Raw genomic sequence first — 20,226 nt, forward strand, 5'->3', positions numbered from 1 at the left:
TTATTCCTCCTTAATAATTCCAACAATTGATGCGTTTTTACTTACGCGTATATCATCTTCCGATACTTTCGCGACAATTCTCTTTAGCATTTCCGCCACCTCTTGCGGATTGCATTCTGATAACTTCGCAAACTCTTCCTCGATCATATCGTTAGGACTCACGTAGGCGTAGCTTGATAGCCAACGCACTTCTCCCTCGGGAATGTCCGTTATATGCTGCGCGAAATTATCTCTATGCCCCATTTCTACGATCCGTATATTTCCGTTCTTATCTACGCCGCTCAATATTATCGTCAGATAAGCATCACTTGGCGTTAGTCCTTTTAACTTCTCGGCAACTTGCTCGATAGTAGCGTCTTGCTCGAAGTCGGCAAAACTTTTAACCAATTCCTCCGTTACACTCAAATCGCCGGTAAATCCCGCAACTACCTGATTATTTACGTTAAACACTTTAATTACTGCATCGTGGTAAATAGCATCGTCGCTAATATGTGTGCATCGATGGTCACCGGCGATAATTGCGAAATCCTGTGTCGCGATAGCTATAACAAGGCTCATTAAAAGCTTCCTCCTCCGCGTGATTGCATAAAGAACTTTAGTTGTTACTTGCGCGTTAATATATGCGAGATCGTTCGGCTCGATATCTATCGTATGCCAGCCTCTCGTTACTTTTCCGCTATCGTCCTTTTTCAAGTAATCTATTAAATCGATGTTAGTTCCGCTTATAGCAGTATGAGGCACCGTGTTACCATCAACTACAATTTTGCAAGCAGTTGGTAGTCGGTCCAGCGTGTATATGGCGTGCTCAATCTCGTGTGTATGATCGGGTAGTTCAATTTCGTGAGAATGATTTGGGATAGTTACGTCATGATGGTGGTTAGGTACATCGAAATTGTGCGTATGTGACGGAATCGTAACGCTGTGCGTATGGCTCCCTATCGTAATATCATGCGAATGATTAAACCTGTCCCCCGGTATTTGTACCTCATGCACGTGATAACTGCCGCTAACTGTCTCAGGTCCTAGCGTCATCAAGTTTAGCTGAGCGAAGCTTCGTGTGCTTGTTGTCGACTTCGTGCCTCCGCCAGCACTAGACGTTTGAGAACTACCGCCCCCACTTGCGGTTGATGTGCTTACGCCACCGCCTGCTGAACTTGTTGCCGTTGTTCCTCCCCCACTTTTAGTTGTTTTCACGAGTGCGCCTCCGCCTTTTGTTGCGCGACTATACATAAAATAAATCATTCGTTCCCTCCTAAAATTAAAAGAAGCGCCCAAAGGACGCCTCTATAAACCTTGTATTCTTCCCGCTTGCTTTAATCGCTGATATAAGCTCCGACCAGCCTCTTGACCGTCTGTCTGACGCGGCCTCCGTTTAGCTCCATTCATTGAAGAAGCTGGATCGACGCCTTTTACTTCCTTTTTTCGTTCTAGGCGTTCTGACACTTTTCGTTCGAAGTCGCTCATTTTACTGCCTCCCTCGCTTTTTCAACCGCAAGCATATTTGTGTATGCTGTTGCCGGATTCTGACTATCTTTTATTGCGCCAAGAATCTTAAATTGTAGTGCGGCAGCCTCTAGCCCAGTAGATTTTTTCAAGTCAGCTTCGATATCTTGGACAGCCCAGCGATTAACTCCGTTTTCTTCGAGCTTCTGCGATAACTTCGACCATTGCGTCAACAAGCCAACCTTTTCAGCATCAGAAGCGCTTGCGATAGCCACTTTCAACATATCCGCGACGTCCTGGCCGATGCCGAGGTCGAGCTGCAACGATACTGCGTCGGCAAACTTCACGCCCTCTTCATCCGGTCTAAACTGGAACGCTTTCGCTGCTGCCTCGCGATAGGTTGCTTCTAATTCGACCGCATAGTCATCGCGCTGTGTTGCTACGTCCTCGTCTAGCTTGCGTCGTAACTCTTGTAATTGATATTGGCGCTCAGCATCATTGTCAGCGTAGCGCGGGTTTTCCTTCAATGCGTCGCGTTGCTCTTTATAGCGCTTCATTAGACTATTTATTTCCGTTTCATAGGACTTCAACTTCGGATAGTCTACTTTAACGGCTTTACCTTTTTCGAGTAAAATCTTCGCATCTTGATCGCTATATTCGTATATATTACCGGCTGCGTTACCACCATCTGCGCTGAGTAAATAGAGTTGTTGTTTCTCCATTAAGCATCCTCTCCTTTGTGTAAGTGTGGTTGATTAGCATAGTCGGCAACTTCATGACCGAACGTATCGTGCAAAGTATCCATTACCAGTCCTCGCGTAAATAGGTCGCGACTATACTCGTTGTCAATCGTCTGCAATACTTGCTCTGCATGCTTTTGCTCATCCGTTTTTGCTTTGTCTCGTAGCGATTCCAAAAGTAGGCTTAATTCCGGTTTTATGTCCGCTAAGCCGTCGAACAAGCCGATAATATCGCTATAGTCATCGACTATCCTTTGCGCAAAGTAAGGTTGGTCGATTGTACCGACAAAAGATTTAAGCCTACCTAACGAAATCGAATCCGATCGACCCAGCTTCAAATCAAGCTTTAAACTAGCGAGATTTCGCTCGAATGTTTTAACCGAAGAATCTGACGGCGCATTCGGGACTTGATTAAGAATGTCTTCGGCGGCAACCTTAGCGGAGATTGATTCCTTTTGATACTCGTCTTTTAACTTCTTAGCAAGTTCCAAAAAGCCAGCGCCCATTGCCATTTTGGCTTCTTTTACTTTTTTAAGTTTTCCAGTAGGACTTAAATCGATATCGTCCTCAATAGGTTTTGTTTGATCTTCGACTAGCTTGCTGTAATCTAATACATTTTGAGTGACTCCGCCTCTAATTTCCTGCATTCTTTTCAATGAATTAACCATTTTTTCATATCTACTCATATTAATTGTCCCCCTTTAATTGTTTTACAACTGCGGCAATCGCTTCTTCATCATTTTTAGCGATATTACAGAACAAATCTGCGATATCTTTTTCAATTCCTGCGTTTGTTAGCTCGTTGAATAGTCGCGCGGAGTACGCCGATTTCTTTGCACTCTCGACCGCCTCGATCGTCTCTTTAAACTCGCTTGCTTTAATCATTTTCGGACAGCTCCTTTTATTTTTTGAATAATCTCCTGCGATAATAATTCCGATAAACTAAATCCCCTTTTTAATTCATTTCAATTCCTCCGTTATAGTTGATTTTCGTTGCAATGCATCTTTCGCCAAACACTTCGATTCGTGCAACCGTCCCTTATCGCGAATAACTATCGACTTATGATTAGGCCATTTGAATCGGCGATCAGATTTTGCGCTGATATCATTCGTAAAAATCATTGCTTTGTCGCCCGGCTCTAGTCGGTTGTTTATATGCTGATTCCAGGCGTTAAACGTTGCCGTTCGCGATAGTTTCCCATCGAAATATAGGCTCGCGATATAAACTGTTTCATCGTCAGGATGCTCGGCGATTCCTATTCCGGTTGCTACGTCCGTTTTGATTGCCGTTACGTAAAATACTCTTTCTATAGTTAACCACTCCTTTAGGCCTCCGCCATCGTTTGCGCGGTCTGATCAAGTGCTCGAAGCCTTCCGTATTGTTGACGAAATATTGCACAAAAGGCGTATACCAATCGTCGTAATAGGTTGGTAGCTTACTTTCTCTCTGGTCGCTGTTCATTTGGATTCCCTCTCTTTTTCTGAAATCATCTTTAAAACTACTTCTTCTAGTTCATTCACCAGCGATTCATCGCCACTAACAAACTTAATGTACCTATGGATTTCGTCGTGCTTTTCTTTAGCAAATCGAGCGCGTATCTCCCTATCGTGCTTCCGTTTATTGCAGCTCTGACATGCAACAACGATGTTCGACTGCGTATTCGCACCGCCTTTACTTAATGGAATGATGTGGTCCATGGATAGCTGTGATTGTTCGAACTTACCCTCGCAATATGCACACACGCCGTCAAAAAACTCAAATACTTCAATAATCTGCTCGACGGTTAGGTCGTCTAAAACTTCATAGCCTTGCTTTTTAATAGTTTTATGACTTGATTGAAGCGCCTGGCTAGCCTTTCCTCTAAGGGTACCGTTGTATTCTCGCATCCTTTTTGCAGCATCCGTACGCTCGCACTCTTTACAGTAAGGTCTCCCTTCTCTGTAAAATTCAGTATTTAGCTTCACTTGCTCACATTTAAAACACATTCTTTTCGGCTCATTATCAATTACAATCGTCATTAACGGTTCCCCCTATTGAATTAATTTGATGTTGTTTTTCGCCAACACATCGTCAAGCATATTTGCAAGTGTTGTATTTTTATTTTTCTCTTCGAAAAGCTCTCGGTTTAATTGGCGATGATTAGTTGTAAACTTAACTTCGCAATCTTCTACGTCATATAATGCGAATACTAACGACTTATAGGCAGCGTAAATCGAATTGCATCTTTCGTATGTTCGACTCCTTACAATCACATTTCCAGCCTTATCCGTGAATGTTGTCTCGGCTGTAAAAACCGCCGGATCAATTCGTTCAATTTTTTGTTTCAAATACATTGACAATCCCCCTTATAAAACTTATAATAATATTGACGATAAAATAAAATGGATATTATACGGAGTTTTTTGAGAATTGATTATAAAAATGATAAAACTCATCGGTAAATCCCATTTCAATTTTCGCAAGTTTGGCACGCATTAGGTCGGAAATACCACGTGTCCCTTTCTCGATAGCACAGACGGTCGATGTCGAGACTCCAAGTCTGCCCGCAAATTCTTCCTGCGATTCACCGAGATAATACCTAATTGATTTCGCTTTTCTAGCATCCACTATTAAAACCTCCTTTTTATTTACATTAGAACAAAAAATTAACGGGCTTCCTTGCCCATTCTTATATTTAACGGGGTTTCTTGGACGCTTTCACGACATATTCCTACTACTTTTTCATATAATTTAGCTTCTTTTTCTATCAAACTTGCACGATCTCTTCTCTCTACCGTTTCCCTATCGCGATATCCCTTATATGTCTCTGATTTAGCCCCTATTTCCAGTAATGTTTCAGGCTGAAATAAACGCTCATGCTTAAAATAGGCGTCGTCTTTTTCTGCTTGTCTAGCTTCGTTGTAAGCGCTAGGCGGCAAGTAAGTTCCCGTCTTATTAAAATTCGCTAACGATTCGTGCTCACGTTTTCTGCAATCATCCGAACAAAACTTCTGATCCTTACGACGCGGAATAAAGTAGTCAAGACAAAATCGATGGTCACACGGTTTGTACTTCGCTCTCTCGACTGAGTACTGTCCGCGAGTTAGCTTACCGCGTTCTAAACGAGTTAGTAGATAGTCGACCAAGTCCGGCAAGGTAAACGTTGATTTATGAACATACTGGCGTTCTAGCTCCGCCCATTCTGCGCGAGTCCTTCGTTTGATAACTTCCCGCTCAAGGTTCTCGCCCACCATGAAATAGATGCCGCCAAGTAGTGCAAGTTTTGTTTTCGATGGTTCCGGCTCCTTTTCTAGGTATCTACTAACATCGCGATTCAGTGCCTCTACGTCTGTTTGATTCGCTCTCTCATACTTCATTCTTAGGTCGTATAATGGTGAATTGGCTCTTTTCAATAACATCCTCTCCCTTGTTTTTAGATTTCGTATTTTGCCCAGGCTTCCAATAACTTTCTCATACGACTAGACGGAATATACGCTTGAATAGGCTCGCCATTTCTTATCCGTGAGCGCCATATCCATTGCAATAAATCCCCGACTGCGAGTAAATCCTCGTTAACAGTTACGTTATTATCCTGAAAGAACGCCTTTACGTGCGGATTTGGGTATCTGTTGAAAAGGTAAGCAATCGCTCTTGCTTCTGAGTAGTCATTAGTTGCTCTCGCGTTGATAGGTATTGCGCTACCTTTGTAACTTCTGGGCGCTAATGGAGTCTCTACCTCTTTTAACGTAGAATAGTAAGCCTCACTCTTCTTAACTTTCGCGATATTATAAAAGAAGTTATAAGTGTTGTTGCGTAATGGTTTAAGCATATCTACATCAGCATTCCTTAAATAAGACGCGCTCAACGCGTTTTTACGGTTGCCTACATCATTCAGCTTGCCATCATATAAATCTATGAGCGCAAATAACTCATCTCTTTTTTCTGCTTTTATGTCGTAATCGATTAATTCATACTTATCACCGTTTAATTTGACCGCGTGGTAATCGTACTCAAACTCAAACATATCGTAATAATTCCGCTGTAAACTTCCATCAAATAAATACGTCATAACATACACCGCACTTAGCGCCCTAAACACCGCAGGCGGAAACGCCCAAACTAGAAATTTGCCGCGGTAATAAAATAGATTGCCCGCCTGTGCTAGTAGCCGAATATCTGAGTAACGGCTGTCGTCGTTTGGATCACCCGTCCAAATAACTTTATTATTTTCTATCTTTATATCTCTGCTAGACTCAAGCTTCTTTATATCGCTTGCCTTGACGTTAACAGGTTCAATTACGTCCATTACCTCGTCCAAGATAAGCGTATAACCGGAGTCTGTCAGCAACTCGATTAGCTCATCGTCGGCAGCTTGGAAAAGTGAGTGAGTGGAAACAATATCGCGTCCTTGAACAATCAAATCTTTTAAACTTCTAAGTTTGCGTCCTTCATGGTTAGCGTTGTTAGGTTCGATGAAATCCCGCGCTACCACCCCTTCCTTTATCCGTTTCACTTCCGACAAAAACGGAGTTATATAGATAAATCGCTCTAATTTATCAGCTTCGTTCATATATTGAATTGCCCACGACGTCTTTCCACTACCCATCACACTATCTATCACGTTGATTTTTTCCACATTTACCCCTCCGATTTGTTTAAAGTTGACGCTACCCGACATCGTTTTTACGCTTTTAATTGCGTAAAATTTCGTAGAAACGTTGATATACCGCGGTTTGTAGCGCCTCTTCCTTAAAAGAAAAAGTACGTAGTTTTAAACCCTTGCGCCATTTATTCACTCTGTTCATAAATAACGCCAATATACTAATTAATAAACCTTTCGCGAAAGTATGAATATCTGCAGGAACGTTAGTGACTGCCAGGCTTCAGCCTGTTGCTTTTCCGTTTTTGATGTATAACCGTTTGAATAAATCGTAACCAACGTTATATCTTTGCGAAACCCACTCATTCCCCCCGCTGTCAGGATGCGCTTTCGCTCTAGCCTTTCTAAACGCTCGATCTATCTCACTTGTCGACGCAGTTTCATCTAGCCCTACCATCGAAGCAAAAATTTCCATACCGTTATCACCTCCTCTAAAGAACGCATTGGCTGCCTTCTCCGTATTTAATGCCCTGGTTAAGCGATTTATTTCGTCATCCTTTCGCTTATTATCAGCAGACGCTTCTTGTAGCTTACCTTTCAGCGTAGCAATTTCCGTCTCTAAGGCGGATACCTCTGTCCGCAGTTCTTTCTCAGAATCTATCGTGCTACTTTCCTTATGTCGCTTTGGTTTCTTAGCAGGGTACTCCTTGCCGTCCGAACCTTTCACGCGATTACCTGTCCCGCTTGGGACACCTTTTAACCAACGTTCAACAGTCGACTTGCTGACGCCTACCCATTCTGCAATCTGACGATAGGAGCGTTGTTCCGCTCGAAGCTCCCTGGCTCGTTTCTTTTTATCAGCCGTAGATATTGACCGAGCAGTTGCGTTAGATGTATGTGCCAGCTCAAGTTTTTCCTCTTCTGTCAAAGGCTGAGCAACATAACAATCAAGTTCAGTATAACCTAGTAATTTCGCTGCCTTTAATCGTTGATGCCCGTCCAAAACGGTGAAGTCCTCGTCAAGTAACAGTGGATAGATTACCATTTCTTTCGATTTAATATCTTCTACTAAACTTTTAAACGCCTCTTCATTCATGTCCGGCCACACTTGATAATGCTTAACTTTAATTTGATCAATTTTAATTTGCTGTGCCATTTGGGACACCTCCAAAAAGTTTGTTCATAAAATAGTACCCTGCTCATTTCCATTTCGCGCACCCTTCAATATATAATAAGCGCGACTTTCCCGTTTCGGACAATTTACCTTCATACCAAATGACGCATGTTCTTAAACTTTCGGACAATTTCCCTGTATAAGTAAAGATACATTTATAACACCTAATTTCGCGCAACAGTAATTAAAATAATCTCCTCCTTACTTATATAATGCAAAATTTAATTACCTCCGCGCACTTTTCCGCAAAATTTACGCCCTTAATTTATTTGACGCACCCGCTTATCTTACTGCGCATCCTTACTAATATATAAAACGGATGACATTCGCAAAGTGGATATTTTTTAAGCAAAAACATCAGGATATTCCGTCCTTACCTCCGGCTCTACATCCTCCCTAGATTCGAGCGTGTCGCGTAATATATCCGATTCCCTCAACGCCATATCCCGTTGTGCTTCGGCTTGTTTGCGGGCTTCATCCGCCTCTTTGAGCGCCTTCTTAACCTCGCGAAGCTCACGGACAGTCATTTCATCTACCGTTTTTGTTACGCCTGTTGACGGGATTGTGTGCGGTTGTTCAACGAAATCTAGTGGGTCAACGCCCGAAGGCAATGCTATTAATTCAAACAGTTTCCCTTTCCCTAATCGAGGCGACGTCGCCCCATTTCCGAATGTCTCGAATACCTTTATTATCTTATTGGCAGTGCTTCTATCCATCGAAAACTCTTCCGAGCACCACTTCCCCCAATTACCATATTTGTTATCTGCTAATTCTTCGTCTCTAACTTTTTTAAACCTCAGTCCAACAGCTACCGCGTCGTCCTCAATACGTTGAAGTAGTAGTTTAATTTCTGCTGTAAGTACGTTAATATCTCTGCTTAGTGCAGACGTAGCACCACCGCCTTTAATTTCGTTCTCTTCCATCGTTTATCGCCTCCATAAATTTGCGTAAGTTATATATCGCCTTGTGTAGATTTTGTCGTATGCGAAATTGCCTTCACATAATAATAAGCGCCAACTTTAAAAACCGCGCAGTCAATACGAAATTTTTTCGCTTTCATAAGATATGATGCAGTAGCGTTTAATTTCTGACATAAAATACGAAAACATTTTCGCGTCCTTACTTTAAATAACGATTCTAGCTCGAATTTCTGACAGGAAAAGCGCAAACTTTTTCGCATCTACTAGATATAATGCAATTCGCAATAGTTTCTGACATAAAATCCTAAACTTTTTTCGTCTTTCATAAGGAGATACATACGGAATATCATTTTCGAACAACCCTTACTTACTAATAGACCATTTTCGCTAATTTGTGGACCAACGACAAAAAGCCCGACTATAAAAGTCGAGCCACCTTTGACGAAGGAGAATCAGAACACAACGACGATATCTGCCACTATCACCGCTCCATTGCGAGCCTGCTCCGACTGCTCATGCGGCCTCCTAAACCGCACGAACGTTGTTTTATTTAAATTGCTGCCAGTAAATCGATAAGCACTTCTGGGTCATGACGCATATACTCTTCGCCGCCGTTATCCAGGTCAACCGTGACCACGCCTTGCTTGTCCGAAATTATTGCATTATAAAGTCCGATTTCGCTGTTGCCTGCCACGAATACTTTGCCGTTTGGGAATAGAATGCCGTTTTCGTTGTCCATTTTATCTATCTGCCCACCATAAACATATTGTACTATAACTTTTTCCACCGTAAATCCCCTCCGTCATTAATTATCAAATTAATCAGTAAATCGCGACTATAATCAACCGCTTTGCTTTCCTCAACAACCGCCAGACTGTCGACGTTTACTCCTTGCGCTATAGATTCCTTTGCCACTGTAAAGCTGACGGACCCAGCACCTTCATTCTCCGCCGTGATCCTTTCGCTAATGATGGCGACATTTTGAATTATTTCTTTATCCGTCGAATTAATGAACGTCACATCCTCACGCCTAATCATTGTCGCTCACCACCCATCCGATAAATGCTGCAGATACAATTCCAGCCCATGCAAACCAAACCGTTGCAAATAAAATTCCCATTTTGACGCCTCCTTATTTATATCTTAAACACATAATAACGTGTATGCGTAATTACGTCAATACATATTATGAAAATAATTCCGCTTTTTCGTAATTTCGTGTATAATACGTCTTAGAGGTGATAAGTTGATGAACATAGAAGATGAGCAATATGAAAGATTAGTCGTTGAGCTACGTTTAGATGTAGTGTTAAAGGAACGTGGAATGACTCAAAAAGAATTAGCAGAATTAACAGGAATAAGACCTGCGGCTATTTCACAGATAACTCGCGGATTTGTTGATCGCTTAAATCTCGATCATATAGGTAGGATAGCCACCGCATTGAAAATTGATGATATTAGAGAGTTAATGACGTTGCAGCTAGAGAGTGAAGTTTGGAATATGAGCACCGTTAAGGAACAAGGAGAGTATTTAAAAGAGAAGAATGAAAAAGAGCCTCCGAAATAAATCGGAAGCTTTTTTTAGTTGTCGCGCACCTTTTGTATATAATACAGTTCCGCCTAAACGGAAGAGTCGGCGCCTTGTTTGCGCCTTGCTGCGTCGACATTTCGCCTATTCTTTTCGTAATTCTGTATGGGAATTTTAATTGGTATAGTAAAAGGTATGGCGAACGGAAGCGCGATAGTAAGTGATAAAACCTTGCATCCTTTCAGTCTGCCGAGATTACTAGTGCATATTATTTTCGCGAAAGGTAATAATTAGAAAGAATATTGGCGCCGAGTGAGGGGTGTCTTTTACCCGAATGAAGGCGCAGGGGTTAAAAACTCCCTTATTTTCTTTTAAGGAATAAACGCTGAAACCCTTGGGAGAGTAAGTCTCGTTAAAAATTTTACGCAATTAAAAGCGTAAAAGCGATGTCGGGTAGCAGGAAGCGCCATTACAAATTAATCGACTCGAACACACCATTAACTTGCTCCTGCGTAATCCCTATATAACGCAACGTCTCGCGCTGGCTGCTATGATTCAGCACGTTCATCAACAACGCAATATCTACGCCTGATTTATAAGCGTGATACGCCATTGTTTTGCGTAGCGTATGTGTACCTATTTCAATATCTAGACCTACTCGTTTGGCCGCGTCATTAAGAATCCGCCAAGCCTGAACGCGACTAATTGCGTTGTTGCCACGTCGCGAAGGAAACAACGGTGCATCGTCCGGGGCATCATCCGGCACTAGTTCACGAACGGCCTTCTTAATAGCTGGATTCAATTTAAATCGCTTAGACTTGCGCGTCTTGGTCTCCTTGATTGCAAGCGTATCCATGCCGCGCACGTCGCCGACCTTTAGCTGCAATATATCCGATATACGTAGTGCTGAATTAATGCCGAAGATAAAAAGCAGCTTGTCGCGTGGATTGCCTAGCGCCTTCTTCATGCGTGCGATGTCCGCCTTGCTGCGGATTGGTTCAACCGTGTTCATACGTAACATACCTCCGATTATTCTCGTTTTGTTACGTAAATTATATAACGGAAGTATGCATAAATCAACCCCCGAAATTCAAAAATTTTCTAGCGCATTTTTTACCCCCCGAGTTAAAAGTTGATTCGCATAAGGTTAATATGCCAGGTGAGAGCGCTCAGCGACGGAGTACCCCCGCCCATCAAACGCGTTGCATACCACATTCAACAAAGCGCATATATTATGTAACACAAACGCATTTTGTTACGTTTATTCATTCGAACAAATCGCTTTATATCAACGCTTCTGCATATATTTTCTACGATTAATCTACGCGTTCGTTTATGCAGGCTTATAAACCGCGTTATAATAGCGTTTGTAAATTATATCCATCGCTATCACCTTGCATAGAAAGCTGCATAAACGATCAGCCTTGCGCAGCTCAACCATGATGATTTCGGACCCCCTCGTGCGCCAGCGCCTTTCGCCTGATAAATAGCGCTATGCCCTACAGATATTCTTATTCTTCGGCAATGCTCGGCAAAACTGCGTACATCAGACCGTCTAGAACGCGATCAAGCACACCATGATAATAACCGGTAATATTACGTATAGCCTTGCGTTTAGTCGCCTTAAAGGTAGTCATGACGGCTTCAATTCCGCAGTTTAATAGATCGATAGATTCGTGGCAATTCCGGAGGAATGAAGTATGTGCGAGATATATGCCGTATAGTTTATTTGTCAGCTTAGCGTCTTTAACATAGTATGCAACGGATTGCTTAAATCGAACGTAGGGCGTCGTAGGCGCGCAATACGTATTATTTATAATATTATTTTGATTAATAAAGTTAAAAGGTTTATTCTCGCTAATTGGCGTCTTATCGCTTGCTACGACTGGCTTAACGGCTTCTTCACGGTTGGACGATTCCGGTTGGTCATTGCGGGCATCAAACGGCAGTATCTGTATAATATTCGCACCATTACCTCCGGACACTGGGCGCATCATAACTACCTTGCGAATGATTCGTAGCTCGCATAGGCGGTTAATTGATCGACGGACAGTCTTATCGCTTTTACCAACGAGCTTCGCCAATGTAGCCGCCTTCAAATGTGAGGCTCCGGCATATTTGACTGAATAGCAGGCGATGGTATTAAGAACGGTGCGATCAGTTTCGGACAAATCGTAACGGTGCTCTGAAAGGTGCTCGGCTACGGCTTCATTCATTTCGTGCTTTGATTGGAACGTTTTATATTCGATTAAATAGTGCATCGTGTTTTCCTTCCGCGCGAGCCACACCGTACATATGTTCGATTCCAAAGACATAGTTAACCAACCTTGACTAACTACGTTTTTTTCGATAATATGTAATTAACTGTTTATGTGTGGGCGTTCGACTATTTGGCGTAGTCGGCGCTATTTTTTTTTGTCTATAAAAACTTTCGTAAACTCTCGGCTACTTCGTCTTTGTCTAAATGAAGGTAACGAGTTGTAATCGATAAATCGCTATGACCTAACGCCTTTGAAATCAAAGCCACGTTAGCCCCTTTTTTCAGCAAATTCTTCGCAAAACCCCGGCGGAGCGCGTGCGGATTAATGTTTTTCAGTCCGTACTCTTTTGCGTAAGTAGACAACCTTTTCGTTATATTGTTATTACTCGGACTCGTCTGGATGGCACCGCCGTTCTTCGATAAAAACAAGTAGTCATTATTTGTACGTTGGGCTTCTCTAACAAGCGCATTCTGCTCGATCAATGCGGACAATAGACGGGCCAGCGTATCGTCAATTGGCAAATAAATAGACTCGTGGTTTTTAACGATGCCACCGTCCACCATGAGCAGACGACTAGCGACTTTTACGTGGTCTTCTCGTAGTTGTGCAAGTGTACCAACACGGATGCCCGTTTGATACATAAGTAAAATCGCAGCTGCATCTCGAAGCTCGACGAATTTTGTTAGGTCTAACATCGCAAGCAGTATCTTAACTTCTCGGTCGGTTGCGCCCTCTTTAACTGGCGTGTCCACACGAATTTTAATGTTGTGCCAAAAATTATGCGTAAGCCACCCGTTAATGAAGCACTTAGACAAAAACGCCTTTAGACACTTTAGACGCGTGAGTTTCGTTTGGTTACTGACTTTCATAGACGATAACCAAGCGTAAATTTTCTCGGCGTTTAATTCTTCCATAACGCTAACGCCGGTAATTTGTATAAAATGATTAACGTGAAGTTCATAGTCACTGATTGTTCGTTCACGAAGGCCAGACGCCTCCATTTGGCGAATAACTACGGCTAATGCGTTTTGAATCGGAAAGCCTTCCGGTCGTTGAGGTGTTGTAATTTGAGGCGGCGCGTCAAAAATATCAGATAAATCCTGACGAACCGTTAGCGATGGTTTTCGTTTTGTCATAAAAAATAAGCCTCCTAGTGCGTCCGTTGATCGAATCATTGACCGTATCAACTGACGCCCTAGAAGGCTTATATAACGGGGCTTGCGCCCATTTAGTGGTAGATAAATATGTAGCTAATGGCGTCCCAGGAGAGATTCGAACTCCCGACCGACAGCTTAGAAGGCTGTTGCTCTATCCTGCTGAGCTACTGGGACTTAATATCAAGACAATATTTATTATACGCAGGATAAACTGAAGTGTCAATTAATTTTTAAATAAATTTATAATTGGCAGAGAACTGCTGTAATAATAGCAGTTCTCTGGCTACGCAAACGAAAAGGATTGCTGCCATTCCTCGAGCTCGACACCGTCTCTTGTCCAAATGGAAACGACCACTTTTTCCACTGTCCAATTTACCATCATATATGTTTTTTCTTTCGGCTGCCTTGGAAGCGAGATACTATTTGGATTAAGATAAAGGATTTGATCTACCATTTCAGCCCCCAGTTGATGCGAATGACCAAAGCACACAATACGTGCAGCTACTTCTTTTGCTCTTAAGCTTAAACCTAATAAAGACGATTTTACGCCATATAGATGACCATGTGTAATCCATACTTTGCCGTTATCCGTATCTATTAGTTCTTCGTTTTTAAAGCGAGCATCGGCATCGCAATTCCCTCTCACAGCGACATATCCAGTGATTTCAGCTTGGTCACTACTTAATTCAGAGTCCCCACAATGAATCATATAGTCGACATTTTGACTGTGACGTACTTTTAGTTCTTGCAGGATGTCACCATCACCGTGGCTGTCACTAACGATGAGTAACTTCATGTTATCCTCCTCCTTAAAGAATAGTTGGAAGATCTTTTTCTAATTGCTTTAATGCTTGTCCTCTATGGCTAATGGCTGCTTTTTCTTCTGATGTTAACTCTGCCATCGCCTTATTCTTTGCATTCGCCCAAAAGATGGGATCATAACCAAAGCCATTTGTTCCTTTTCGTGCATAAAGAATTTTACCTTCACATGTCCCCGAAACGGTGTATGTTTTCTTTCCAGGGATAGCTACCGCAAGTGCACAATAAAACCGAGCATCCCGCTTCTCTTCCGGTACATGTTTCATTTCTTCAAGTACTTTATCTATATTCGCTTCATCATTTTTATCTTCCCCTGCATAACGAGCGGAAAATATTCCTGGGCGTCCTTCAAGTGCATCAATTGATAATCCGGAATCATCAGCAATCACCGGTCGATTCATTAAGCGCGAAATCTCTTCTGCTTTTAAAACGGCATTTGCTTCAAAAGTCGTACCCGTTTCTTCCACATCTGGCATATCAGGATAATCATGTAATGTTTTCACTTCATAACCGAGTGATGCAAACATTTTTTTAAATTCTTCTGCTTTGCCTTTATTCTTTGTCGCAATAATAATCTCAGACATATAGCGTTTCCTTCCTTTTATGTTCGTCATAAAAAATAAAGAGAAGAGGAGGCCCCTTTCCTCACTCTTCTCATTTTACTATAAAAGGATGGTGATACCAATTAATAGCTACCTGTATTCACACTTTCAGGTCTTGAAACAGGCTCTAGCTTTTCGCCATCTTCATCAAGTAAATCAGCCTCGCCATTCACTGTAACAGCAACAGATTCCACTTCTGCTTGTTCTGTAAGTGATAACGCTAAAACTTTTAATACATTCTCGTTAATGACATTTTCTTCCCCACTAGAGAAAATCGATTCATCGAAATCGAGCGTAATCGTTCCATCTTCTACTTTAGGTTCACCTAATAAAGCAACTTCACTTGGTAAGACGGCAGAAAGTTTAGATCCTAAAGAAGGATTCCCTAACTCATCAATGATTGCCGTCACGTTATTGTCGACATTATTAGACACTCTTTTTGTTACTGGAACAAAGTATTTAGCATCTTCTTCGCCACCCATGTAATAAACGGTAACTGGTTTTGTATTTGTAATATCTGTGACAACAGAGTTATCATAATTGATACCGATAGAACGACTTACTTCTTCGCCAATCGGTGTACCATTGACTGGCATTTCTTTAATCGCATTCCCATTTATACTCAATTTCACTTGTTCTATTTCATCGAATTGGGTCAATGTCCATGTGACTGATTGCAGGATTCTTGCTTCATCTTCTGGATTATACTCAGCAAATTCCTTAGAAAAATCAACATGAGCCACTTTATCTTTCACATCAACCGTCATTTTTGTATCTGCTGGTAAGACTGCACGGAAATTATTTGGTAAGAGTTCAGTTACTTTTCCATCTACCACTAAATATTCTAACGCTTGTTTAGCAACAGAATTCGTACTTGGTAAATCTAATGTTTGTGATACAACATAACCATTATTGTCAATTAAGTATAATTCTGTTGGAATCGTTGTTGTTTCTGCCGCTTCATCAGCAGCTCCACTTTCCTCACCAGTCGTCTCTTCTGTCTCTACATTGGCATCTTCGTTATTAATGGACATTTCACTCGGTGGGTCAATTTTCTCTTTCTCCTCTCCACCAAATAATCCACAACCTGATAACAAAGCAGATGAAACTAATACAGCGGACACTGCGATGGTCGCTTTTTTATTTAAAGACATAACCTTTCCCTCCTAAGACAGTTTGTACTACATGTATACGAGCCTATTTACAAAATAGACCGCCTTTAGGAAAGAAAGTCTTCTATTCTTTTAGACAAATTTGGACAAAGCGTATTCAAACAAAACGATGTTTCGTTAGAACAGCCTTAATTTGAAAGTAATCAATTGTATCATCATTGATTTCATCTTTAATCGGTCTTAACTTTTCTACACCGACTTTATCTGCAGCTACAAGTACTTCCTCTTCTACCTGCTCATTGAAAACTTGATCCCAGTCAATCGGATGGCCCTCTGCTACCGCTCTAAAAATATGATTTTGAATCGTTATCGGTGAAAAAGAACGCTCTCTAGCAATCTCCGAAATCGTTTTACCTAATAGAAAGGCTTCATATGAATGGATATGACTTCCTGTCCCTTCAGCCGCTTTTTTATTTACTGGTGGTGTCTTCACATAGTGTTGCTCTTTGACCTCGATGTTATTTTTTTCAGTAAAAACTTTTATCTCTTCTAGAAATGCTTCCCCATATTTACTATACTTCATTTCACCAACACCTTTAATCGATAACATCGCTTCTTTAGTAGTAGGGAAATAAGTGCACATTTCTTTTAACGCTGTATCAGCAAAAACGACATAGGGCGGTACACCTTGTTCTTGCGCTAAGTTTTTTCTTAACTCTCTTAAGATAGCAAATAACTCGCTATTTTCTTCACCAGCTGGACGTTCTTCTAGCTCTTTATCTTCAGAGATTTTCATAGATACTTGGGCTTCTCTTTTTAAAACCGGGATAGCTTCATCAGCTAAAGTAACGGTCGGATATTGTCCATCTGTCATAGAAAGATAGCCTTCAGCAAGTAAATAATTAATCATATCAACAATTTGCTTTTCCGTTTTTTCTTTCATAAGCCCATATGTCGTAAGTGTATGAAAAGACAATTGCTTAATCCGCTTATTCGCGGACCCTTTTAACACTTGAGCTGTTAGCTTAACGCCAAAACGCTCTCCCATTCGTTTAATACACGAGAAAATCATCATCGCTTCATTCGTAATGTCAACAGATTGTCTTTCATCTAAACAGTTCGAACATTTATTACATGACGATACATCTTGATTGGCAAAATAAGCGACAATATAGGATTGCAAGCAACTTTCCGTATGACAATAATTCGTCATCTGCCTTAGTTTTTCATATTCTTGCTCGCGAAGGCTTGTTGACAGCTCGCTCTTTTCTATTAAAAATTTTTGTAGGAGAATATCTTGAGGTGAGTAAAGTAAAATACATTCACTTTCTTCCCCATCTCGCCCTGCTCTTCCGGCTTCTTGATAATAAGCTTCGATGTTTCGTGGCATATTATAGTGCACCACATAACGCACATCCGGTTTATCTATCCCCATCCCAAACGCATTGGTAGCAATCATCAACGTCACTTGATCATGGACAAATTTTTCTTGAGAGTGTTTACGATTATCCTCAGAAAGACCAGCATGGTATCTTTCAACTTTATAACCTTTCTTTAGAAAATGTTCATATAATTGATCGGTTTGTTTTCTGCTAGAAGTATAGATAATACCTGATTCTTCTTTTCTACTGGAAACATAGGCTTCTAAATACTTGCGCTTATCTCTTCCTTTTAACACTTGAAAAGAAAGGTTCGTTCGGGCAAAGCCTGTAACAAAAATATGTTCTTTTTCTATATGCAATAAGCGACTTATATCTTCTTCTACATTTTTCGTCGCTGTCGCTGTTAATGCAGCAATTACAGGCGTTTCAGTAAGAGAGAAAATCCTGTCCACTACCGATCGATAACTCGGTCTAAAATCATGCCCCCATTGAGAAATACAATGCGCCTCATCAAAGACAATCATTGATAAATGAATCTTCTCCATAATCGTTAGAAACTCCATTGACTCCAGACGTTCCGGAGCTATGTAGACAAGCTTATATTCCCCTGCCAACAGTCGCTCTTCTGTTTCCGAATATTCCTTGTAAGAAAGACTACTATTCATATAGGCTGCAGGAATTCCTGCTTCAAGAAGGGCATCTACTTGGTCTTTCATTAGTGAAATTAAAGGGGAGATAACGATCGTCACACCGTCATTCATAAGTGCGGGAATTTGGAAGGAGAGTGATTTACCACCGCCAGTTGGTAGAATGCCAAGTACGTTGTGGCCATGATTTAAATTGTAAATAATATCTTTTTGACCTGGTCGAAAACTTGTATAACCGAAATACTTCTGCAAATGCTCCTCTGCTGTTTGCATATCCATCCTCACCTCATTCTTATTGATATATATTTAAAAGCATAACGCATATCGTTTCTTTCTCGCAATCTATTCATTTAAAAAACACCAAATACAACCAATGATTGTTCATTGATTATATTTGGTGCCTCCATATTATCCGAGTTGTATGCGCTCCACATCGTTTATCTCTCTATGCAACCATTTTGTTGCAATGTCTTTGAACATCGCTTCAGAACCTGTTGTGAAAAAACGGTGCTGAGGATCTTCTTCACTCGTGTTTAAAAAGCCGCGATCATAAAGAATCGTGCTTGCTTCTCGAGCGGTTTCATCTCCGGAACTAATCACGTTAACACCTTCACCCATCACTTGCTTAACAAGATTCTCCAACAGCGGATAATGTGTACAGCCTAATATCAATGTGTCTAAACCTTTATTTGTTAATGGCCCTAACGTTTCTAGAACGATTTTTTTCGCAAATACACTCTCGTACTCCCCACTTTCTACTAGTGGGACAAATTTAGGACAAGCTAGGCTATGAACTACCGTACGATTATTGATCCCTTTTAATGCGAGTTCATAAGCACGACTCTTCACCGTTCCCGCTGTACCAATGATGCCAATGATATGATTTTCTGTTACTTTTAGCGCCGTTCTTGCTCCAGGAAAAATAACGCCAATGACCGGAATTGGTAACTCATTCTTAATATCATCTAATGCAACAGCAGTCGCAGTATTACAGGCAATAATGAGCATCTTCACTTCTTTTTCTAATAAAAACTTCGTCATTTGCCATGTGAATTCTTTTACTTCTTCTCCAGACCTCGGACCATATGGACATCGAGCTGTATCTCCTAAGTAAATAATATTTTCATTAGGTAACTGACGCATCACTTCCTTTGCAACAGTTAACCCGCCAACCCCTGAATCAATAATACCTATCGGTTGTTTCACTTTCTTCTCGCCTCAATCTCTTTTCATATCTTGATGCAATTTTCTTAGATTCTCCCTTAAATGAACGACCTCTTCACCGGAAAAATCCTTTAATACTTCTTGCAAATAATCTTGCCTTTTGTCGATCACTTCTTCTATAATTCTTTCGCCTTCCTCCAATAAGTGGATTCTTACAACGCGACGATCATTAGGATCTTTCACTCTTTTTACCAATTCACTCTTTTCCATACGATCGACTAAATCTGTCGTTGTACTAAAGGCTAAGTACATTTTATTCGATAATTCTCCAATTGTCATGTCCCCGTCCTCTAATAACCACTGTAAGGCAATAAATTGCGGGGGAGTAATGGTATAATTGCTTAAAATTTCACGGCCATGTTGCTTAATAATTCCAGAAATATATCGTAAATCCTTTTCTATATCTGCTACAACTTCATTAACATGTTCATTTCTATGTTCTCTTACGTTCATTCACTACACTCCTATATATATCATCGAAATATTCGGTTATTCCGTTACTTTTAATCCTAATTTTATTGTCACCTTTTTCGAAGGAAAATTCAAGCGAGAACTGTAAGCAAACTAAAAAAATATGTCAAGAAAAGAAAAACGAGCATTGCGCCCGCCTAAAATAATAAAATTCTATTACATTGAT

At 41.1% G+C, this 20,226-nt stretch carries 24 protein-coding genes and 1 tRNA gene; 1 reads left to right on the forward strand and 24 read right to left on the reverse strand.

All coding sequences use genetic code 11. From position 1 onward, the window contains the following. From MKY26_RS11140 to MKY26_RS11205, 14 genes are all read right to left on the reverse strand, one after another. Positions 1 to 1,242: a hypothetical protein gene (locus MKY26_RS11140; RefSeq protein WP_341097223.1), complete on the reverse strand. Its 1,242-nt coding sequence runs from the start codon at positions 1,240 to 1,242 to the stop codon at positions 1 to 3. Between the two features lie 42 nt (positions 1,243 to 1,284). Continuing rightward, the gene (locus tag MKY26_RS11145) at positions 1,285 to 1,464 is read right to left on the reverse strand and encodes a hypothetical protein (RefSeq protein WP_341097226.1); all 180 of its coding nucleotides are present in this window, start codon (positions 1,462 to 1,464) and stop codon (positions 1,285 to 1,287) included. Continuing rightward, positions 1,461 to 2,165 (reverse strand): hypothetical protein, encoded by a 705-nt coding sequence (locus MKY26_RS11150; protein WP_341097230.1) that lies wholly within the window; start codon positions 2,163 to 2,165, stop codon positions 1,461 to 1,463. The genes MKY26_RS11145 and MKY26_RS11150 overlap by 4 nt, the downstream gene beginning before the upstream one ends. Continuing rightward, positions 2,165 to 2,869: a hypothetical protein gene (locus MKY26_RS11155; RefSeq protein ID WP_341097234.1), complete on the reverse strand. Its 705-nt coding sequence runs from the start codon at positions 2,867 to 2,869 to the stop codon at positions 2,165 to 2,167. Before MKY26_RS11155 ends, MKY26_RS11150 begins: the two co-directional genes overlap by 1 nt. 1 nt (position 2,870) lies before the next feature. Continuing rightward, entirely contained in the window at positions 2,871 to 3,068 is a 198-nt protein-coding gene (locus MKY26_RS11160) for a hypothetical protein (protein ID WP_341097237.1), read from the reverse strand. 573 nt (positions 3,069 to 3,641) lie between these two features. Next, complete coding sequence (locus MKY26_RS11165; RefSeq protein ID WP_341097242.1) at positions 3,642 to 4,202, reverse strand: HNH endonuclease; 561 nt, start codon at positions 4,200 to 4,202, stop codon at positions 3,642 to 3,644. A gap of 12 nt (positions 4,203 to 4,214) precedes the next feature. Continuing rightward, positions 4,215 to 4,517 carry a hypothetical protein gene (locus MKY26_RS11170; RefSeq protein WP_341097245.1) on the reverse strand — a complete coding sequence of 101 codons (303 nt, stop codon included), beginning with the start codon at positions 4,515 to 4,517 and terminating at the stop codon, positions 4,215 to 4,217. Between the two features lie 55 nt (positions 4,518 to 4,572). Beyond that, positions 4,573 to 4,791, reverse strand: a complete 219-nt coding sequence (locus MKY26_RS11175) for a helix-turn-helix transcriptional regulator (RefSeq protein ID WP_341097253.1) — start codon at positions 4,789 to 4,791, stop codon at positions 4,573 to 4,575. Between the two features lie 38 nt (positions 4,792 to 4,829). After that, positions 4,830 to 5,576 carry a hypothetical protein gene (locus MKY26_RS11180; RefSeq protein ID WP_341097256.1) on the reverse strand — a complete coding sequence of 249 codons (747 nt, stop codon included), beginning with the start codon at positions 5,574 to 5,576 and terminating at the stop codon, positions 4,830 to 4,832. A gap of 20 nt (positions 5,577 to 5,596) precedes the next feature. Next, complete coding sequence (locus MKY26_RS11185; protein WP_341097260.1) at positions 5,597 to 6,799, reverse strand: hypothetical protein; 1,203 nt, start codon at positions 6,797 to 6,799, stop codon at positions 5,597 to 5,599. Between the two features lie 247 nt (positions 6,800 to 7,046). Next, on the reverse strand, positions 7,047 to 7,919 hold the full coding sequence (locus MKY26_RS11190) for a helix-turn-helix domain-containing protein (RefSeq protein ID WP_341097266.1): 873 nt from the start codon (positions 7,917 to 7,919) through the stop codon (positions 7,047 to 7,049). 362 nt (positions 7,920 to 8,281) lie between these two features. Further along, positions 8,282 to 8,860 (reverse strand): DUF3102 domain-containing protein, encoded by a 579-nt coding sequence (locus MKY26_RS11195; protein ID WP_341097269.1) that lies wholly within the window; start codon positions 8,858 to 8,860, stop codon positions 8,282 to 8,284. Between the two features lie 547 nt (positions 8,861 to 9,407). Next, a complete protein-coding gene (locus tag MKY26_RS11200; RefSeq protein WP_341097273.1) occupies positions 9,408 to 9,644 on the reverse strand; it encodes a hypothetical protein in 237 nt (78 codons plus the stop codon). Further along, on the reverse strand, positions 9,629 to 9,895 hold the full coding sequence (locus MKY26_RS11205; protein WP_341097276.1) for a hypothetical protein: 267 nt from the start codon (positions 9,893 to 9,895) through the stop codon (positions 9,629 to 9,631). The genes MKY26_RS11200 and MKY26_RS11205 overlap by 16 nt, the downstream gene beginning before the upstream one ends. Positions 9,896 to 10,106: 211 nt before the next feature. On the opposite strand from MKY26_RS11205, the gene MKY26_RS11210 reads away from it, so the two are divergent. Next, positions 10,107 to 10,424: a helix-turn-helix domain-containing protein gene (locus MKY26_RS11210; RefSeq protein WP_341097280.1), complete on the forward strand. Its 318-nt coding sequence runs from the start codon at positions 10,107 to 10,109 to the stop codon at positions 10,422 to 10,424. A 430-nt stretch (positions 10,425 to 10,854) separates the two neighbouring features. Here the strand turns inward: MKY26_RS11210 and MKY26_RS11215 are convergent, their stop codons facing one another. The 10 genes from MKY26_RS11215 to MKY26_RS11260 all read right to left on the reverse strand — a co-directional run bounded on the left by MKY26_RS11215 (position 10,855) and on the right by MKY26_RS11260 (position 20,042). Beyond that, a complete protein-coding gene (locus tag MKY26_RS11215; protein WP_341097286.1) occupies positions 10,855 to 11,397 on the reverse strand; it encodes a site-specific integrase in 543 nt (180 codons plus the stop codon). Between the two features lie 499 nt (positions 11,398 to 11,896). Continuing rightward, positions 11,897 to 12,646 (reverse strand): helix-turn-helix domain-containing protein, encoded by a 750-nt coding sequence (locus tag MKY26_RS11220; protein WP_341097288.1) that lies wholly within the window; start codon positions 12,644 to 12,646, stop codon positions 11,897 to 11,899. A 158-nt stretch (positions 12,647 to 12,804) separates the two neighbouring features. Beyond that, complete coding sequence (locus MKY26_RS11225; RefSeq protein WP_341056688.1) at positions 12,805 to 13,782, reverse strand: tyrosine-type recombinase/integrase; 978 nt, start codon at positions 13,780 to 13,782, stop codon at positions 12,805 to 12,807. Positions 13,783 to 13,900: 118 nt separating this feature from the next. Further along, a tRNA-Arg gene (locus MKY26_RS11230) sits at positions 13,901 to 13,977 on the reverse strand. 109 nt (positions 13,978 to 14,086) lie between these two features. Then, the gene (locus MKY26_RS11235; RefSeq protein ID WP_095372358.1) at positions 14,087 to 14,599 is read right to left on the reverse strand and encodes a metallophosphoesterase; all 513 of its coding nucleotides are present in this window, start codon (positions 14,597 to 14,599) and stop codon (positions 14,087 to 14,089) included. A 13-nt stretch (positions 14,600 to 14,612) separates the two neighbouring features. Next, positions 14,613 to 15,206 carry an XTP/dITP diphosphatase gene (locus MKY26_RS11240; protein ID WP_095372357.1) on the reverse strand — a complete coding sequence of 198 codons (594 nt, stop codon included), beginning with the start codon at positions 15,204 to 15,206 and terminating at the stop codon, positions 14,613 to 14,615. Positions 15,207 to 15,307: 101 nt separating this feature from the next. Further along, entirely contained in the window at positions 15,308 to 16,378 is a 1,071-nt protein-coding gene (locus tag MKY26_RS11245; protein ID WP_095372356.1) for a GerMN domain-containing protein, read from the reverse strand. 115 nt (positions 16,379 to 16,493) lie between these two features. Beyond that, positions 16,494 to 18,638: a DNA helicase RecQ gene (gene recQ / locus MKY26_RS11250; RefSeq protein ID WP_307312696.1), complete on the reverse strand. Its 2,145-nt coding sequence runs from the start codon at positions 18,636 to 18,638 to the stop codon at positions 16,494 to 16,496. A gap of 135 nt (positions 18,639 to 18,773) precedes the next feature. Then, the gene (racE, locus tag MKY26_RS11255) at positions 18,774 to 19,571 is read right to left on the reverse strand and encodes a glutamate racemase (protein ID WP_095372355.1); all 798 of its coding nucleotides are present in this window, start codon (positions 19,569 to 19,571) and stop codon (positions 18,774 to 18,776) included. A gap of 12 nt (positions 19,572 to 19,583) precedes the next feature. Continuing rightward, positions 19,584 to 20,042: a MarR family winged helix-turn-helix transcriptional regulator gene (locus MKY26_RS11260; RefSeq protein ID WP_095372354.1), complete on the reverse strand. Its 459-nt coding sequence runs from the start codon at positions 20,040 to 20,042 to the stop codon at positions 19,584 to 19,586. Between the last annotated feature and the right edge of the window lie 184 nt (positions 20,043 to 20,226).

The sequence above is a fragment of the Cytobacillus sp. FSL R7-0680 genome (genome assembly GCF_038009245.1).
In the GTDB taxonomy this organism is placed as follows: Bacteria; Bacillota; Bacilli; order Bacillales; family Cytobacillaceae; genus Cytobacillus; species Cytobacillus kochii.

What these genes read in the sequence shown, in the direction of transcription:
- MKY26_RS11140 (WP_341097223.1), bottom strand. Translation starts at nt 1,242, where the DNA reads ATGATTTATTTTATGTATAGTCGCGCAACAAAAGGCGGAGGCGCACTC.
- MKY26_RS11145 (WP_341097226.1), bottom strand. Translation starts at nt 1,464, where the DNA reads ATGAGCGACTTCGAACGAAAAGTGTCAGAACGCCTAGAACGAAAAAAG.
- MKY26_RS11150 (WP_341097230.1), bottom strand. Translation starts at nt 2,165, where the DNA reads ATGGAGAAACAACAACTCTATTTACTCAGCGCAGATGGTGGTAACGCA.
- MKY26_RS11155 (WP_341097234.1), bottom strand. Translation starts at nt 2,869, where the DNA reads ATGAGTAGATATGAAAAAATGGTTAATTCATTGAAAAGAATGCAGGAA.
- MKY26_RS11160 (WP_341097237.1), bottom strand. Translation starts at nt 3,068, where the DNA reads ATGATTAAAGCAAGCGAGTTTAAAGAGACGATCGAGGCGGTCGAGAGT.
- MKY26_RS11165 (WP_341097242.1), bottom strand. Translation starts at nt 4,202, where the DNA reads ATGACGATTGTAATTGATAATGAGCCGAAAAGAATGTGTTTTAAATGT.
- MKY26_RS11170 (WP_341097245.1), bottom strand. Translation starts at nt 4,517, where the DNA reads ATGTATTTGAAACAAAAAATTGAACGAATTGATCCGGCGGTTTTTACA.
- MKY26_RS11190 (WP_341097266.1), bottom strand. Translation starts at nt 7,919, where the DNA reads ATGGCACAGCAAATTAAAATTGATCAAATTAAAGTTAAGCATTATCAA.
- MKY26_RS11195 (WP_341097269.1), bottom strand. Translation starts at nt 8,860, where the DNA reads ATGGAAGAGAACGAAATTAAAGGCGGTGGTGCTACGTCTGCACTAAGC.
- MKY26_RS11205 (WP_341097276.1), bottom strand. Translation starts at nt 9,895, where the DNA reads ATGATTAGGCGTGAGGATGTGACGTTCATTAATTCGACGGATAAAGAA.
- MKY26_RS11210 (WP_341097280.1), top strand. Translation starts at nt 10,107, where the DNA reads ATGAACATAGAAGATGAGCAATATGAAAGATTAGTCGTTGAGCTACGT.
- MKY26_RS11215 (WP_341097286.1), bottom strand. Translation starts at nt 11,397, where the DNA reads ATGAACACGGTTGAACCAATCCGCAGCAAGGCGGACATCGCACGCATG.
- MKY26_RS11220 (WP_341097288.1), bottom strand. Translation starts at nt 12,646, where the DNA reads ATGCACTATTTAATCGAATATAAAACGTTCCAATCAAAGCACGAAATG.
- MKY26_RS11225 (WP_341056688.1), bottom strand. Translation starts at nt 13,782, where the DNA reads ATGACAAAACGAAAACCATCGCTAACGGTTCGTCAGGATTTATCTGAT.
- MKY26_RS11235 (WP_095372358.1), bottom strand. Translation starts at nt 14,599, where the DNA reads ATGAAGTTACTCATCGTTAGTGACAGCCACGGTGATGGTGACATCCTG.
- MKY26_RS11240 (WP_095372357.1), bottom strand. Translation starts at nt 15,206, where the DNA reads ATGTCTGAGATTATTATTGCGACAAAGAATAAAGGCAAAGCAGAAGAA.
- MKY26_RS11245 (WP_095372356.1), bottom strand. Translation starts at nt 16,378, where the DNA reads ATGTCTTTAAATAAAAAAGCGACCATCGCAGTGTCCGCTGTATTAGTT.
- recQ (WP_307312696.1), bottom strand. Translation starts at nt 18,638, where the DNA reads ATGCAAACAGCAGAGGAGCATTTGCAGAAGTATTTCGGTTATACAAGT.
- MKY26_RS11260 (WP_095372354.1), bottom strand. Translation starts at nt 20,042, where the DNA reads ATGAACGTAAGAGAACATAGAAATGAACATGTTAATGAAGTTGTAGCA.